At 70.6% G+C, this 16,267-nt stretch carries 12 protein-coding genes; 7 read left to right on the plus strand and 5 right to left on the minus strand.

Annotated features, from left to right (window positions below; genetic code table 11):
- Positions 1-2: 2 nt before the first annotated feature.
- Both ACP4J3_RS07950 and ACP4J3_RS07955 read right to left on the minus strand, forming a co-directional pair.
- Positions 3-1,499, minus strand: a complete 1,497-nt coding sequence (locus ACP4J3_RS07950) for a multicopper oxidase family protein (protein WP_426531825.1) — start codon at positions 1,497-1,499, stop codon at positions 3-5.
- 148 nt (positions 1,500-1,647) lie between these two features.
- The gene (locus ACP4J3_RS07955) at positions 1,648-2,316 is read right to left on the minus strand and encodes an MOSC domain-containing protein (RefSeq protein ID WP_426531827.1); all 669 of its coding nucleotides are present in this window, start codon (positions 2,314-2,316) and stop codon (positions 1,648-1,650) included.
- An 80-nt stretch (positions 2,317-2,396) separates the two neighbouring features.
- Here ACP4J3_RS07955 and ACP4J3_RS07960 point away from each other — a divergent pair, with 80 nt between their 5' ends.
- A complete protein-coding gene (locus ACP4J3_RS07960; protein ID WP_426531829.1) occupies positions 2,397-3,293 on the plus strand; it encodes a LysR family transcriptional regulator in 897 nt (298 codons plus the stop codon).
- 50 nt (positions 3,294-3,343) lie between these two features.
- Here the strand turns inward: ACP4J3_RS07960 and ACP4J3_RS07965 are convergent, their stop codons facing one another.
- A complete protein-coding gene (locus ACP4J3_RS07965) occupies positions 3,344-3,673 on the minus strand; it encodes a WhiB family transcriptional regulator (RefSeq protein ID WP_194041875.1) in 330 nt (109 codons plus the stop codon).
- 381 nt (positions 3,674-4,054) lie between these two features.
- Here ACP4J3_RS07965 and ACP4J3_RS07970 point away from each other — a divergent pair, with 381 nt between their 5' ends.
- From ACP4J3_RS07970 to ACP4J3_RS07985, 4 genes are all read left to right on the plus strand, one after another.
- Entirely contained in the window at positions 4,055-4,666 is a 612-nt protein-coding gene (locus ACP4J3_RS07970; protein WP_003948568.1) for a response regulator transcription factor, read from the plus strand.
- A 331-nt stretch (positions 4,667-4,997) separates the two neighbouring features.
- Positions 4,998-5,585 carry a sigma-70 family RNA polymerase sigma factor gene (locus ACP4J3_RS07975; protein ID WP_190072542.1) on the plus strand — a complete coding sequence of 196 codons (588 nt, stop codon included), beginning with the start codon at positions 4,998-5,000 and terminating at the stop codon, positions 5,583-5,585.
- A 154-nt stretch (positions 5,586-5,739) separates the two neighbouring features.
- On the plus strand, positions 5,740-7,248 hold the full coding sequence (gene guaB, locus ACP4J3_RS07980; protein ID WP_426531832.1) for an IMP dehydrogenase: 1,509 nt from the start codon (positions 5,740-5,742) through the stop codon (positions 7,246-7,248).
- 105 nt (positions 7,249-7,353) lie between these two features.
- The gene (locus ACP4J3_RS07985) at positions 7,354-8,478 is read left to right on the plus strand and encodes a GuaB3 family IMP dehydrogenase-related protein (protein WP_426531834.1); all 1,125 of its coding nucleotides are present in this window, start codon (positions 7,354-7,356) and stop codon (positions 8,476-8,478) included.
- Between the two features lie 667 nt (positions 8,479-9,145).
- On the opposite strand, the gene ACP4J3_RS07990 is transcribed toward ACP4J3_RS07985, so the two are convergent.
- A complete protein-coding gene (locus ACP4J3_RS07990; protein ID WP_426531836.1) occupies positions 9,146-10,354 on the minus strand; it encodes a nucleotide sugar dehydrogenase in 1,209 nt (402 codons plus the stop codon).
- A 262-nt stretch (positions 10,355-10,616) separates the two neighbouring features.
- On the opposite strand from ACP4J3_RS07990, the gene ACP4J3_RS07995 reads away from it, so the two are divergent.
- On the plus strand, positions 10,617-12,323 hold the full coding sequence (locus ACP4J3_RS07995) for a glycerol-3-phosphate dehydrogenase/oxidase (RefSeq protein WP_426531838.1): 1,707 nt from the start codon (positions 10,617-10,619) through the stop codon (positions 12,321-12,323).
- A 262-nt stretch (positions 12,324-12,585) separates the two neighbouring features.
- Here ACP4J3_RS07995 and ACP4J3_RS08000 read toward each other — a convergent pair whose 3' ends face one another.
- The gene (locus tag ACP4J3_RS08000; protein ID WP_426531931.1) at positions 12,586-13,671 is read right to left on the minus strand and encodes a serine hydrolase domain-containing protein; all 1,086 of its coding nucleotides are present in this window, start codon (positions 13,669-13,671) and stop codon (positions 12,586-12,588) included.
- 210 nt (positions 13,672-13,881) lie between these two features.
- Between ACP4J3_RS08000 and ACP4J3_RS08005 the strand changes: the two genes are divergently transcribed.
- Positions 13,882-16,116, plus strand: coding sequence for a serine/threonine-protein kinase (locus tag ACP4J3_RS08005; RefSeq protein ID WP_426531840.1), 2,235 nt, complete (start codon positions 13,882-13,884; stop codon positions 16,114-16,116).
- The last annotated feature ends 151 nt before the right edge of the window (positions 16,117-16,267 follow it).

Consider the following 16,267-nt stretch of genomic DNA (forward strand, 5'->3'; position numbering starts at 1 on the left):
GCTCAGCCGTGCCGGTGCCCCGACGCCCGCTGCCCCTTGTCGACCACCACGAACTGGCCCATCATTCCTTCGTCCTCGTGGTACAGCAGATGACAGTGATACATGTACGGCGACTCCGGATCCGCGGGCCCGGTGAAGTGCAGCGCCAGCTTCACGGTCGTCCCGTGCGGCACGAACACCGTGTCCTTCGGACCGCGCAGCGCGGCCGGCGGCGCCTGACCGTCCACCTCCAGCACCCGGAACTGCACATCGTGCACATGGAAGTTGTGCGGCATGCCGTTGCCGTTGCGGACCGTCCACACCTCCGTCGTCCCCCGCGTGACCGTCTCGTCGACGCGGCCCATGTCCATCGCCCGCCCGTTGATACCGGACCGCTTCAGATCGAAGTGCCGCCCACGCACCGCATCCGTGCCGTCCGGCGTCTCCGACTCGCCCAGCGCGGCCGGTATCGCGGGTGAAGGGCGCAGCGCTTCGGCCGCCCGCAGCTCCAGCACGTCGAAGGAGTCGTCGCCGCCGCCGAACCGCCGCTGCCAGCCGTCCCCGTAGTTGTCCTGCGGGAAGCTGCGCAGCATCACGCGCTCACCCGCCCGCATCTGCACGACGATCTCGGCGCGCTCACCCGGTGACAGTTGGACACGGTCCATGGACTCCGGCCGCTCCAGCAGACCCCCGTCCGTGGCTATCAGGGAGAAGGCGCGGTCGTCCGGGAAACCGAAGGCGTACGTCCGTGCGGTCGAGGCGTTGAGCAGCCGCAGCCGTATGAGCTCGTCGCCGACCTCCCGGTAGGGGCGCAGCGTGCCGTTGACCATCGTCCGGTCGCCGAGGAAACCCACGTTCTGCATCATCCTGCGGCCGCCGTCGAGCTTCGCGCCGTCGAAGCGCACGTCCTGCACGATGACGGGAAGGTCGTCGACGCCGTACCGCTTCGGCAGGGCGAGTTCCCCGGACTTCTCGTCGTCGAGGATGAACATGCCGGCCAGGCCCTTGCGCACATGCCGTTCGGTCGCACCGTGCGGGTGCGGATGGTACCAGAGCGTCGCGGCCGGCTGGTCCACGGTCCAGTGCGGGGTCCAGGTGCCGCCGGCGGCGATCATCTGGTGCGGGCCGCCGTCCACCCGCGCGGGCAGGTGCATGCCGTGCCAGTGCACGCCGGATGCCTCGTCCAGTCCGTTCGCTATGCGCACGCGGACCTTCTCGCCGCGCGTCGCACGGAGCGTCGGGCCGAGATAGGAGCCGTTGAACCCCCATGTCGGGGTCTTCACCCCGTCCTCGAACTCCGTCTCACCCGCGCGCATCCGCAGGTCGAAGACGCGCGTGCCGTCCTCGTCGACGGTCGACTCGGCCAGCGGCGGTATCGCCAGGGCGTTGTCGAACGACGCCTTGCCGACCGTGCTGACGTCGGCGCCGGTCCACAGCCAGGCGAACAGGCCGCCGACGGCCAGCGCGACGACGGTGACGACGGAGCCGAGAACGATGAGGACACGCTTGACGCGAGACATGCTTCGAGCGTCCTCGCCCGCCGCCCGCCGAACATCCGGGTCGTCCCCCGGCCCACCCCGAGCCAACCCCCGCCGCTCTCACGGGGTTTCCCCCTAGGAGCCGTGCGGCGCCCGGCCGGCCGGCCTCGGGGCCGGAGCTGTCGTACCGTCAGGCGCCGTGCTGCGCCACATACTTCCGCGCCGTCTCCAGCGACTCGGGGTGCAGCGCCTCGCCCGCCGCCAGCAACCGCGGCAGCAGCTCGCGGTGCGTCGTCACCGCCCGGAACTGAAGCGCCACCGTGACGTCGTGGTCCGGCCGGTGGATGATCTCCAGCGCGTCCCCCGCCTTGATCTCGCCCGGCTCGATCACCCGCAGATACGCGCCCGGCGCACCCTTCGCCGTGAACCGCTTCACCCACTGCTTCTCACCCACATGGCCCTGGAAGGTGAGACAGGGAATCCGGCCGGACGTCACCTCCACAACCACCGCCGAGCCGATCCGCCAGCGCTCGCCGATCAGCGCGCCGGAGACGTCCAGCCCGGATGTCGTGAGGTTCTCGCCGAAGCCGCCGTTCGCCAGCGGGCGCCCCAGCTCGCGCTCCCAGTCGTCGAGGTCCTCCCGCGCCACCGCGTACACGGCCTGGTCGTCCCCGCCGTGATGGCGCAGGCTACACACCTCGTCCCCGGCCACGCCGCTCCCACCGGTCCCCTTGGGCCCGGGCGCCGCCAGCCGCACCGGCCCCTCCACCGGCTGCTTGTCGATGCCGGTCACGCCCTCCGGGTGGTCCGTGTACGGCACATGCTTACGGCGGCCCAGGTTCACAGACAGAAGCTTCATGAAGGCACGGTAGGCGACCAGCAGTCAAAGCGTCCATGCGTTATCCCGCGGCATACCCAAGGCTCCCTTATGCTCTAGCTGTGATCGAGGCCCGTCATCTCCGCGTGCTGCGCGCCGTCGCCGCCACCGGCTCCTTCTCCGCGGCGGGGCGCGAGCTGGGCTGCACCCAGCCCGCCGTGAGCCAGCAGATGAAGGCCCTGGAGGCGTCCGTCGGCACACCCCTGCTGGTCCGCAGCGGGCGCGAGATGCGGCTGACTCAGGCCGGCGAGGCCCTGGTGCGGCACGCCGCCGGAATCCTGGCCGGACTCACCGCCGCCGAAGAGGAGGTCGCCGCCATCGCCGGCCTGCGCGCCGGACGCGTACGCCTCGTCTCCTTCCCCAGTGGCAGCTCCGCCCTCGTCCCGACCGCCCTCGCCGCCCTGCGCGCCGCGCACCCCGGCACCCGCGTCTCCCTGGAGGAGGCCGAGCCGCCGAAGTCCGTCGAGCTGCTGCGCGAGGGCGACTGCGATGTGGCGCTCGCCTTCCGGTACGAGGGCGCCGCCCAGGAGGGGGAGTGGGACGACCTCGTCGTCCGTCCCCTGCTGACGGACCGTCTCGTCGGACTCGTACCGGAACGGCACCGGCTCGCGCGCGCGGGGTCCGTCGCCATCGGGGAGCTCGCGGCCGAGCCGTGGATCGCCGGGTGCCCGCGCTGCCGGGGACAGTTGGTCGAGGTGTGCGAGGGCGCCGGCTTCACCCCCCGTATCGACTTCGCCACCGACGACTATCCGGCGGTCGTCGGCCTGGTGGGCGCCGGCCTGGGCGTGGCGGTCCTGCCCCAGCTCGCCGTCGAGTCCGTACGGCCACGGGGCGCGCGCATGCTGACGCTGGAACCGGCCGTCCGCCGGGAGATCGTCGCGCTCACCCTGCCCGACCTCGCGCAGGTCCCGGCCGTCGCGGCGACGCTGGAGCAACTGGCACGGGCCGCCGCCCGCTAAGGCAGAAGGAAGGGCACGCGCGCGCGTGCCCTGATTGCAGAAACGTTCCTTCAGGTGTTCGGACCGGCCTCGCCGCTGGTCGTCGATGCCGACACCAGCCGGTTGCGTGCCCGCCCCATGAGCTCCTCGCGCTCGTCCTCGGTCAAGCCGCCCCAGACGCCGTACGGTTCGCGTACCGCCAGCGCGTGCGCCGCGCACTGCGCGCGCACGGGGCACCTCATGCAGACCTCCTTGGCCGAGTTCTCTCGAGCGCTCCGAGCCGCACCGCGCTCGCCCTCCGGATGAAAGAAGAGCGAGCTGTCCACCCCGCGGCAGGCAGCCAGCAGCTGCCAGTCCCACAGGTCCGCGTTCGGTCCGGGAAGGCGGGAGAAATCTGCCATTGCGTGACCCCTTGCAGCCGTTCTGGGCGGATACGGTGTCTACGACCGTACATCTACGATCTAAGGAGATGAAAATATGACTCATTGCGAATCTAGCCCCAAACGCCAAGAAACAGGAAGAAAAAGGGCTGAATGGGGCACGGGTTGTGATGAAACATTGAGGGTCCGCCGTGCATGTCTGCCCCGTGTCCGTCCCCTCACGTAGAGTGCCGAAGACGGCACATGCCCCCGTAACTCTTTCGAGTGACCGTCGTTGAGAGGGCGGAGGCGGTTGAAGCAACAAGCGCTCGGGCACGCGTCCGAGACGGTCGACCGCACAGGTGACGATTTCGTACCAGCCTGGAGGCTCAAGGTGACGTGCATCAGCTGCGGAGGGCGGCCATGACATCCGTCCTCGTCTGCGACGACTCCCCGCTTGCCCGAGAGGCGCTTCGCCGCGCGGTCGCGACCGTGCCCGGCGTCGAGCGCGTGACGACGGCGGCCAACGGCGAGGAAGTCCTCCGCCGCTGGGGCGCCGACCGCTCGGACCTGATCCTGATGGACGTACGCATGCCCGGACTGGGCGGCGTCGAGACCGTGCGGCGGCTGCTGTCCGCCGACCCCGGTGCGCGCATCATCATGCTCACGGTCGCCGAGGACCTGGACGGGGTCGCTCTCGCGGTGGCCGCCGGTGCGCGTGGGTATCTGCACAAGGACGCGTCGCGCGCGGAGTTGCGGGCGACCGTCACGCAGGCCCTCGCCGATCCGACCTGGCGGCTCGCCCCGCGGCGGCTGCGGTCCGCCGAGATGGGCGCGGCGCCGACGCTCACGGCGCGCGAGATCCAGGTGCTCGAGGGCATGAGCCACGGGCGCTCGAACGCCGAGATCGGGCGTGAGCTGTTTCTCTCCGAGGACACGGTCAAGACGCATGCGCGGCGGCTGTTCAAGAAGCTCGGTGCTTCGGACCGGGCGCATGCGGTGGCGCTCGGGTTCCGGTGGGGTCTGGTTCGTTAAGCGCCCCACCGTGGGTGTCGTGTTGTGTCGTCCGGCGGCCGAGGGTTTGTCGTGGCTGGTCGCGCCCACGCGGCGGTAGCCGCAGATCGATGCTGCCCCGCGCCCCTTAAGGGGCGCGGCTGCGGGGCCGGTCAATCGGGCCTGACGGTGCCCGCTGCTCGTTTCGGCGCGGATGCCGCATCCTTGAGGTGTGGAGTCTCTCGGGGACGAGTCGGTCGAGCGGAAGGGGAGGGCGCAGGGGATGAGTTCCGGCGCACCTGCTCATAACGCTTCGGTGCACAACATCGGGCGCGATGCCACGGACCGTACGGGCGCAGGGCACCATGGACCGATGCGCGACGACGAGGCGGCCAAAGCCGCAGGGGCGATCGGTGCACTCGTCCATCGCGCCGTGGACGGCGACGAGCAGGCCACGCACGATCTGCTCGCGCATGTCCACCCCCTGGCCCTGCGCTACTGCCGCACGAGACTGTCCCGCCTTCCTGGCGACGCCCGCCACTTCGTCGAGGACCTCGCCCAGGAGGTCTGCGTCGCCGTCCTGCTCGCGCTGCCGCGCTACCGGGACACCGGGCGCCCCTTCGAGGCGTTCGTCTTCGCCATCGCCGCGCACAAGGTCGCGGACCTGCAGCGGGCGGCGATGCGGCACCCCGGATCCACGGCCGTGCCCTCGGACGAGATGCCCGAGCGCCCGGACGACTCCCTCGGCCCGGAGGAGCGGGCACTGCTCAGCAGCGACGCCGAGTGGGCCAAGAAGCTGCTGGCCAACCTGCCCGAGAACCAGCGGGAGCTGCTGCTGCTGAGGATCGCGGTCGGCTTGACGGCCGAGGAGACGGGACAGATGTTGGGAATGTCACCCGGAGCGGTCCGGGTGGCCCAGCACAGGGCGCTGAGCAGGCTGCGCGCACTGGCCGAGCAGTAGCGCTCCCTTGTGTGCGCCCCTGAATGAACAGGCTTCTCCTCGGTTCCGTACGAACATACGAAGCCCGCAGCCGTACCGAACCGTGGAATGTGACACCCGTGCTTCCCGTTAGCATGGACATCCGCACCGATCAAGGCCATTTGGGGAAGGTGTCATGACTGCCAACGTCGACGGAGTGCCCGGCAAATTCGCAACCCTCGGGCTGACCTACGACGACGTGCTGCTGCTGCCGGGCCCGTCGGACATGGCACCCGACGAGATCGACACCGCCTCGTACGTCTCCAAGAACGTGCGGGTCAACATCCCGCTGCTGTCCGCCGCCATGGACAAGGTCACCGAGTCGCGCATGGCGATCGCGATGGCCCGCCAGGGCGGCGTCGGCGTACTGCACCGCAATCTCTCCATCGAGGACCAGGCCAACCAGGTCGACCTGGTGAAGCGCTCCGAGTCCGGCATGGTGGCCAACCCGATCACCATCCACCCGGACGCCACGCTCGCCGAGGCCGACGCGATGTGCGGCAAGTTCCGCATCAGCGGCATCCCGGTCACCGACCCCGCGGGCAAGCTGCTCGGCATCGTCACCAACCGTGACATGGCCTTCGAGAGCGACCGCAGCCGCCGGGTGCGCGAGGTCATGACGCCGATGCCGCTGGTCACCGGCAAGGTCGGCATCTCCGGCGTCGAGGCCATGGAGCTGCTGCGCAAGCACAAGATCGAGAAGCTGCCGCTGGTCGACGACCAGGGCATCCTCAAGGGCCTGATCACGGTCAAGGACTTCGTCAAGGCGGAGAAGTACCCGAACGCCGCCAAGGACGCCGAGGGCCGCCTGCTCGTCGGCGCCGCGGTGGGCGTCGCCGGTGACGCCTTCGAGCGCGCCCAGGCGCTCATCGAGGCCGGCGTCGACTTCATCGTCGTGGACACCGCGCACGGCCACTCCCGCCTGGTCGGCGACATGGTCGCCAAGATCAAGTCCAACTCGTCCGGCGTCGACGTCATCGGCGGCAACATCGCCACGAAGGACGGCGCCCAGGCGCTCATCGACTCCGGCGTGGACGGCATCAAGGTCGGCGTCGGCCCCGGCTCCATCTGTACGACCCGGGTCGTGGCCGGCATCGGCGTGCCGCAGGTCACCGCCATCTACGAGGCATCGCTCGCCGCCAGGACGGCCGGCATCCCGGTCATCGGCGACGGCGGCCTGCAGTACTCCGGCGACATCGCCAAGGCCCTGGTCGCGGGCGCCGACACCGTGATGCTGGGCTCGCTGCTCGCGGGCTGCGAGGAGTCCCCGGGCGAGCTGCTGTTCATCAACGGCAAGCAGTTCAAGTCGTACCGCGGCATGGGCTCGCTCGGCGCCATGCAGACCCGCGGTGACCGCAAGTCGTTCTCCAAGGACCGCTACTTCCAGGAGGGCGTCGCCTCCGACGAGCAGCTCGTCCCCGAGGGCATCGAGGGCCAGGTGCCCTATCGTGGCCCGCTGCACTCGGTCGTCCACCAGCTCGTCGGCGGCCTGCGCCAGTCGATGTTCTACGTCGGCGGCAGGACGGTTCCCGACCTCCAGGACAAGGGCCGCTTCGTACGGATCACGTCGGCGGGCCTGAAGGAGAGCCACCCGCACGACATCCAGATGACGGTCGAGGCGCCGAACTACAGCCGTAGCAAGTAGGCACCAGGCTTCCCGAGGGCGGCCCCGGAACCTCCAGGGCCGCCCTTGTCGTACCCGTCGGCGATACTGGAAGACGCTGCAACGCATCAGGGAAAGGCCACAGACGTGACTGAGATCGAGATCGGGCGCGGCAAGCGCGGCCGCCGGGCGTACGCCTTCGACGACATCGCCGTCGTCCCCAGCCGCCGTACGCGGGACCCGAAGGAGGTCTCCATCGCCTGGCAGATCGACGCCTACCGCTTCGAGCTGCCCTTCCTGGCCGCCCCCATGGACTCGGTCGTCTCCCCGGCCACCGCGATCCGCATCGGCGAGCTCGGCGGCCTCGGCGTGCTGAACCTCGAGGGCCTGTGGACGCGGTACGAGGACCCGCAGCCGCTGCTCGACGAGATCGCCGAGCTGCCCACCGAGGCCGCCACGCGCCGCCTCCAGGAGATCTACGCCGCTCCGATCAAGGAGGAGCTGATCGGCGCGCGCATCAAGGAGGTGCGCGACTCGGGCGTGGTCACGGCCGCCGCGCTCTCCCCGCAGCGCACGGCGCAGTTCTCCAAGGCGGTCGTCGACGCGGGTGTGGACATCTTCGTCATCCGCGGCACCACGGTCTCGGCGGAGCACGTCTCGTCCTCGCACGAGCCGCTGAACCTGAAGCAGTTCATCTACGAACTCGACGTCCCGGTGATCGTCGGCGGCTGCGCCACGTACACGGCGGCCCTGCACCTGATGCGGACCGGTGCCGCGGGCGTGCTCGTCGGCTTCGGCGGCGGCGCGGCGCACACCACGCGCAACGTGCTGGGCATCCGGGTCCCGATGGCCACGGCGGTCGCGGACGTGGCCGCCGCCCGCCGCGACTACATGGACGAGTCCGGCGGCCGGTATGTGCATGTGATCGCGGACGGTGGCGTGGGCTGGTCCGGCGACCTCCCCAAGGCGATCGCCTGCGGTGCGGACGCCGTGATGATGGGCTCGCCGCTCGCACGTGCCACGGACGCGCCGGGCAAGGGCTACCACTGGGGCATGGAGGCGGTGAACGAGGAGCTGCCGCGCGGCAAGAAGGTGCACCTGGGGACGGTCGGCACGGTCGAGGAGGTGCTGACGGGGCCGTCGCACACACCGGACGGCTCGATGAACTTCTTCGGGGCGCTGCGGCGGGCCATGGCGACGACCGGGTACAGCGAGCTGAAGGAGTTCCAGCGGGTGGAGGTCGCGGTGGCGGACTCGCAGCACACGCGGTAGCCGGTACGGCTACGCCAGATACGTCAGGGAAGGGCCGGTCACTCCGGGTGGGGTGACCGGCCCTTTTGTGTGCCCAAGTGGGGCTGGGTGGGGGCGCGTTGCGGGGGAGGGGGCGCGTGGTTGTGTTTGGGGCGAATGTGGGCTGAACGGGCGAAGGGGGGCGGTAGTGTCGGTGATCGGCGCCCCAAGCTCTCTGGGGCGCCCCCTTCCAAGGAGATGTTCCGGACCCCGGCCCTCGGGGCCCGGCCCGAGCTCCAAACGGACCGCCTACCGGGCATATGGGCGGCATCGTGGAAGGGGGCGCGCCCATGGGCCGTCACCGCAAGCCCACCCGCTGGGATCGCACTTGGCTTCGGCTGGTGAAGTTCCGGAGGAGGTGCATCTTGTGGATTTACGGCCGCTGAGCGGCCACCCCTAAGAGACGTAGGGGTGGACACTCTGCTTAACGGCTAGGAGCCCGCTGCAGTGCCCTCTGCGGTGGGCTCCACCTTTTCAGTGGCGAGCGGCCACCCCTATGAGAACTAGGGGTGGACACTCCGTGAATCGCCCGGGAGCCTCCGCAGTACTGCATTACCGGCTGCATTGGCCCCACCTGCTTCCCACGGTACCGGCGCCGAATGCTCCACGCCACCAACCCCGGCATTTCACGCACCCCACGCGCCCCCCTTCACAACCGATGCGCCGCCCCCGTAGGCGCAGCCCCCCGCGTATCCAGCAAAAGCTGCGCCTTAACCGACAGCCCCTGCAAGTCATACGTCCGATGCTGCTGAAGCAGAATCGTCAGGTCGGCCTCCGCCACGGCCTCGTACAGTGCGTCCGCGCGCGGTACCGGACGGTCCAGGACGTTCCACGACGGGACGTACGGGTCGTGGTAGCTGATGGAGGCGCCCAGTTGCAGCAGGCGGACCGCGACCTCCTCGGCGGGTGTGGACTGCTGGTCGGCGAGGTCGGGCTTGTAGGTGACGCCGAGCAGCAGCACGCGCGCGCCCCGGGCCGACTTGCCGTGCTCGTTGAGGAGGGTGGCGGCGCGCTGGATGACGTAGCGCGGCATCTGGCTGTTGACCTGCTGGGCCAGTTCGACCATGCGCAGGGTGCGGCCGGCGGGGCCGGTGAGGTCCTGGGGGACGGCGTGGCCGCCGACGCCGGGGCCGGGGCGGAAGGCGTGGAAGCCGAACGGCTTGGTCTCGGCGCAGCGGATGACGTCCCACAGGTCGACGCCCAAGTCGTGGCAGAGGACGGCCATTTCGTTGACGAGGGCGATGTTGACGTGCCGGAAGTTGGTCTCCAGGACCTGTACGGTCTCCGCCTCGCGCGGGCCACGCGCGCGTACCACCTTGTCGGTGAGCCGGCCGTAGAAGGCGGCCGCCGACTCGGTGCACGCGGATGTGAGGCCGCCGATCACCTTGGGGGTGTTGGCGGGCGTGAAGTGGCGGTTGCCGGGGTCGACGCGGCTGGGGGAGTAGGCCAGGTGGAAGTCGCGGCCGGCGCGCATCCCGGAGCCCGCTTCGAGCAGCGGGCACAGGACGTTCTCGGTGGTGCCCGGGGGGACGGGCGACTCCAGGATGACGGTGGTGTGCTGGCGGAGCTGTGCGGCCAGGGTGCGGGCGGCGGTCTCCAACTGGCTGAGGTCGAGCCCGCCGTCCGCGCCGCGTGGGGTGGGCGGGCAGATGACGGCCGTGCGCACGCGGCCGAGTTCCGCCGGGTTGGTGGCGTGCCGGAAGCCCCCCGAGAGCATCCGGCGCAGTTCGGCGGGGCTGAGGGAGCCGGACTCGGGACCGGTCCGGTAGCCGAGCGTGGGGATGCCGGCGGCGACGGCGGCCTTGGCCAGGGGCAGGCCGTACGGGCCTAGTCCGATGACGGCGAGATCTGCGGGCATGGCGTGGGCCGTCCTTCCCAGTAACCGAAGCGGGGCAGGTGCGCAACCCCTGTGGACAGGACGAGGGAGCGCAATGTCAGACTAGGAGTAAATATGACCGATTTGCGGGATTGAATGATCGCGTTTCCTTGAGTGTTGTCCACAGGCTGGGGGTACGTGGTGGCTGAAGTCGGGCGACGCGGTCAGAATTTGGGCATGGGGGGTTCGAACCGGGCTTCGCCCGACGGGTGCGGCCTGACCGACCGATGAGCGGGAGGCAGCGGTGAGGACAGCGACACTGGGGCCGGCGGAGCGCGCCGAGTCACTGGCGGCAATGGCCGAGCGCGAGCTGGACCTACTGGTCGTGGGCGGCGGTGTCGTGGGCGCGGGCACGGCGCTCGACGCGGCGACGCGCGGACTGTCCACCGGCCTGGTCGAGGCCCGCGACTGGGCCTCGGGCACGTCCAGCAGGTCCAGCAAGCTGATCCACGGCGGCCTGCGCTATCTGGAGATGCTCGACTTCGTCCTCGTACGGGAAGCCCTCAAGGAGCGCGGACTGCTGCTGGAGCGGCTGGCTCCGCATCTGGTGAAGCCGGTGCCGTTCCTGTATCCGCTTCAGCACAAGGGCTGGGAGCGCCTGTACGCCGGTTCCGGCGTCGCGCTCTACGACGCCATGTCGATGGCCCGCGGCCATGGGCGGGGCCTGCCCGTGCACCGCCACCTGACCCGCCGTCACGCCCTGCGCGTCGCCCCCGCGCTGAGGAAGGACGCGCTGGTCGGGGCGTTGCAGTACTACGACGCCCAGATGGACGACGCACGCTATGTGGCCACGCTCGTGCGCACGGCGGCGGCCTACGGCGCGAAGGTCGCCAACCGCGCGCGGGTGACGGCGTTCGTGCGCGAGGGCGAGCGTGTCGTCGGGGCCCGCGTGCAGGACGTCGAGGCGGGCGGGGAGTACGAGGTCCGCGCCAAGCAGATCGTCAACGCGACCGGGGTGTGGACCGACGACACCCAGTCGATGGTGGGGGAGCGCGGGCAGTTCCACGTGCGCGCCTCCAAGGGCATCCACCTGGTCGTGCCCAAGGACCGCATCCACTCCTCGACCGGGCTGATCCTGCGCACCGAGAAGTCCGTGCTGTTCGTCATCCCCTGGGGCCGGCACTGGATCATCGGCACCACCGACACCGACTGGGACCTCGACAAGGCCCACCCGGCCGCGTCCAGCGCGGACATCGACTACCTGCTGGAACACGTGAACTCGGTGCTCGCGGTGCCGCTGAGCCGGGACGACGTGGAGGGTGTGTACGCGGGACTGCGGCCGCTGCTCGCCGGGGAGTCGGACGCGACCAGCAAGCTCTCGCGCGAGCACACCGTGGCGCACCCCGTGCCGGGGCTCGTCGTCGTGGCCGGCGGCAAGTACACGACGTACCGGGTGATGGCCAAGGACGCGGTGGACGCGGCGGTGCACGGGCTCGACATGCGGGTCGCCGAGTGCGTGACGGAGGACATCCCGCTGCTGGGGGCGGAGGGGTACCGGGCGCTGTGGAACGCGCGGGCGCGGATCGCGGCGCGGACGGGGCTTCATGTGGTCCGCGTGGAGCATCTGCTGAACCGGTACGGGGCGCTCGCGGAGGAGGTGCTCGAACTCATCACCGCGAACCCCGCGCTGGGCGAGCCCCTGCACTCCGCCGACGACTATCTGCGCGCCGAGGTCGTCTACGCCGCCTCGCACGAGGGGGCGCGCCATTTGGACGACGTGCTGACGCGGCGCACCCGCATCTCGATCGAGACGTTCGACCGGGGCACGCGGTGCGCGCATGAGGCGGCCGAGCTGATGGCGCCGGTGCTGGGCTGGGACCAGGACCACATCGAGCGCGAGATCGAGCACTACCGGAAGCGGGTGGAGGCCGAGCGGGAGTCGCAGCGGCAGCCGGACGACCTGACAGCGGACGCGGCGCGGTTGGGGGCGCCGGACATCGTGCCGTTGTAGGGCTGGGGCGTCGCGGGTGCTGCGCCGTTGCGGGTGCTGGGCGGTCGCAGGTGCTGCGCCGCCGTAGGCCGAAGACCCCGACCGGGCTGTATTTGCCGCCGCAGGTCTTCGCCGTCGCAGGTCATTGCCGCCGTAGGTCTTTGCCGTCATGGGCTGGCGTCGTCGTGTGCCCTGCGTCGTCGTGCGCCTGCGCAGCTGCAGCGGGCGAACGTCACCCGAACGGGTGGCTGGAGTTGGGATCTCCGCTCGAACCTCGGCCGTTCTACCTGGTGCGAGGGCAGAACTCGGCGGCGAGCAGCCGGGGTTCGAGGCCGGGATCTGCAATCGCCGTCGTGTTCACCCGGAAGGTCAGGACGCGACGACCGCCGACGGTGGCCGCGGAGCGCACGTAGCTGCCGGAGATGCGCCCGTTGTGCCCCCATACGACGGTGCCGCAGCGCAGTTTCACGGGGAAGAGTCCCATGCCGTACGAGCCGTGTGCGGCACGGGTGTCGAGCATCTCGCGCAGCCAGTGCGAGGGCAGCAGACGGCCGCCGAGCAGGGCGGCGTAGAAGCGGTCGAGGTCGGCGAGCGTGGTCACCAACTCGCCGGCGGCGCCCGCCACCCGCGGGTCGAGTTCGGTGACATCGGCCCCGCCGGTGGAGTAGGCGCGGCCGTGCGGAGCGGGAAGCGAGGTGCGGGATCCAGGGAAGGAGGTGCCGGTCAGACCCAGCGGAGCGATGATGCGCCGCTCGGCCTCGGCGGCGTACGAGTGGCCGGTGACCCGCTCGACGACCAGGCCGAGCAGCACGTAGTTGGTGTTCGAGTAGGAGAAGCGGCCGGAGTCGGCCGGGGAGTGGGTGAGCGCGATGCGTACGGCCTGAAGGGGCGTCACGGGGACGGTGCCCCTGGTCGCGGCGGTGAAGTCGTACAGGCCACTGGTGTGGGTCAGCAGGGAACGAAGGGTCAGCGCGCGCCCGTCGTTGCCCGCCCCGCGCACCAGGTGCGGCAGGTGCTGCTCCACCGAGTCGGACAGGGACAGCCGTCGCTCGGCGGCCAATTGCAGTACGACCGTCGCGATGAAGGTCTTCGTCATGCTGCCGGCGCGGAAGTGGTCGGTGCGGGCGATGCCGTGGCCCGCCCGGACGTAACGGCTGTCCGTCTGCCCGCGGGTCAGCAGGGCCGCCGCGGGGGCCTCGCCCCGGGTGACGACCCGCGCGAGGAGGGCGTTCGTCGCCGGGGGCCTGGACACCGAGGAGGCGTTGAGGGCCGACCAGGAGATCGGCGCCACGGCGAGGAGTGCCGGGGAGACCAGGCCGAGGAGGGTCAGCAGCACAGGAACGGCCAGTGGTGTCCGCAGCGGCGGCATCGCCGGTCGCGCCATACGCGTTCCTCTCCTCGTCGAGGGCTCATCATGCCGGGTGGCGGAACGTGCGGTTCAGCGGGCCTCGGTCGCCACGGGGCCGGGACGTTCGGGCCGTGCGGTCGGGCGGCGGTTCGAGGGGCACCCTGGGCGCCGGGCACTTGTCGGGTGAGAGACAATGGAGGCTCTGTCAGGGCGGGTTGTATGAGGGGACGCATGTCGGAGGCGGAGCGGGCGGGGACATCTCGTCAGGACACTCGTCAGGACGACCTTGAACGTCTCCTCGCGGGGCGGTACAGGCTGGGTGGGGTCCTCGGCCGAGGCGGTATGGGCACGGTGTGGCGTGCCGTCGATGAGACGCTGGGGCGGACCGTCGCCGTCAAGGAGCTGCGGTTCCCGTCGAACATCGACGAGGAGGAGAAGCGGCGGCTGATCACGCGCACCCTGCGTGAGGCCAAGGCGATCGCGCGGATCCGCAACAACAGCGCGGTGACGGTGTTCGACGTGGTCGACGAGGACGACCGGCCGTGGATCGTGATGGAACTCGTCGAGGGCAAGTCGCTCGCCGAGGTCATCCGGGAGGACGGCCTGCTGGAGCCCAAGCGGGCGGCCGAGGTCGGCCTGGCGGTGCTCGACGTGCTGCGCTCCGCGCACCGCGAGGGCATCCTGCACCGCGACGTGAAGCCGTCGAACGTCCTGCTGGAGTCCGACTCCGACCGGGTCGTGCTCACCGACTTCGGCATCGCCCAGGTCGAGGGCGACCCGTCCATCACCTCGACCGGCATGCTCGTCGGCGCGCCCTCCTACATCTCCCCGGAGCGGGCGCGCGGCCACAAGCCGGGCCCCGCGGCCGACCTGTGGTCGCTGGGCGGGCTGTTGTACGCGTCGGTCGAGGGCGTGCCGCCGTACGACAAGGGCTCGGCGATCGCCACGCTCACGGCGGTGATGACCGAGCCGCTGGAGGAGCCGAAGAACGCGGGGCCGCTGAAGGACGTCATCTACGGCCTGCTCACCAAGGACCCCGAGAAGCGGCTGGACGACGCCGGTGCGCGGGCGATGCTCAACGCCGTCATCCACAGACCCGGGCCCAAGGCCGAGCCGGAGCCGGTGGACGCGACGAAGGTCGTGCCGTTGCCGCCGCAGCCCGACGGGTCCAAGGGCAAGGGGGACAAAGGACGTTCCGGTGCCGATGCCGGGTCGGCGGCGGTGGGCAAGCGGGGTGAGGAGGCCGGGGAGCGGTTGCGCGGGGCGTTTCGTTCCGTGCGGAAGGCCGCGGTGAGTGCGGGGGCGGCCGGGGCGGCTGCCGCTCGGAGCAAGTCCGGGGGCGAGAAGGCGGCTTCCGAGTCGGGCGGTACGGCGGCGTCCGGTGGATCGTCCACGGTGGCGGACGGGGCCGGGGCCGGGGTCGGGGCCTCGTCGCGGGGCGAGGGAGCGGGTCGTGCCTCCGGTGACGGGGGCGGGAGCGGGGCCGGGAACGGCGACGCTTCCGGTTCCGGCTCAGCCTTGGGTGCCAGTGCCAGTGCCAGTGCCAGTGCCAGTGCCAGTGCCAGTGCCGGTGCCAAGGCCGCGGCCGCGAATGCCGGTGGTGAGCGGGATGGGCAGAGTGGGAACGGGCAGAGTGGGGGTCGTAGTTCGGGGTGGCCCGTCGTGCCGCCGCCGGATCTGCCGCCGCGGCCGGTGCCCCGAGCGCCGCTCACGGATGTGGTGCCGAAGCGGACGCTGGTGATCATCGCGGTGGTCGTGGCGCTCGCCGTGATCGGTGTGGTGCTGGCCATCGCGCTGCGTGACGGCGGTGACTCGACGGGGGCGGCGAGCGGTGGCGGGGGCAAGCCCTCCGCCAAGGCGAGCGAGAGTGCCGACACCAAGAAGGACGAGGAGGACGGTACTCGTACGGACGGCGAGGAGTCCGCGACGAGCGGCTCCGGGTCGGAGTCCGGTTCCGGTGCGGGGACGACGCCGAGTGCCGAGGCGAGCGCGACCGGTGGGAGCGGTGCCGAGGCGGGGTCCGGCGGCGGCAGTGGGGCCGTCTTGACGTACGACGGCAGTCAGGGGTACTCGATCGGGCTGCCCGAGGGGTGGAAGTACCGGTCGACGGACGACGCGGGGGACCGGTTCACGGGTCCTGACGGGCAGAAGCTGCTCGTCGCCTGGACGTCCGCGCCGCAGGAAGAGCCGGTGGCGGACTGGAAGAACCAGGAGCAGTACATGACGCGCTCGCAGTACAAGAGGATCCGCATAGAGGCGGTGGACTTCAACGGCTGGAACACTGCCGACTGGGAGTTCACCTATGTCGAGGGCGGCACGAAGTACCGGACGATCGACCGTGGGTTCGTCGTGAACGACCAGCTCGGATATGCGCTGATGTACACCGCGAAGGATGCCGACTGGGGCAGTGATCTTCGCAAGGACACCTGGAAGACGCTGACCGATTCGTTCAAGCCGAAGTCGTGAAGTGAGCCGCTGCGGGGTTTGGGCCCGTGGAGACGGGGATTGAGCCGTGAGATCCGGCAACCCCTCTTTGCGGGTTGCCTCCGGCACGTATCGTGAAAGCTTGCGGACCGTGCGCATCCAGTCGTGCGTCCGGAACGGGACGCAAGACGAA

Source organism: Streptomyces sp. UG1, from assembly GCF_049974585.1.
In the GTDB taxonomy this organism is placed as follows: Bacteria; Actinomycetota; Actinomycetes; order Streptomycetales; family Streptomycetaceae; genus Streptomyces.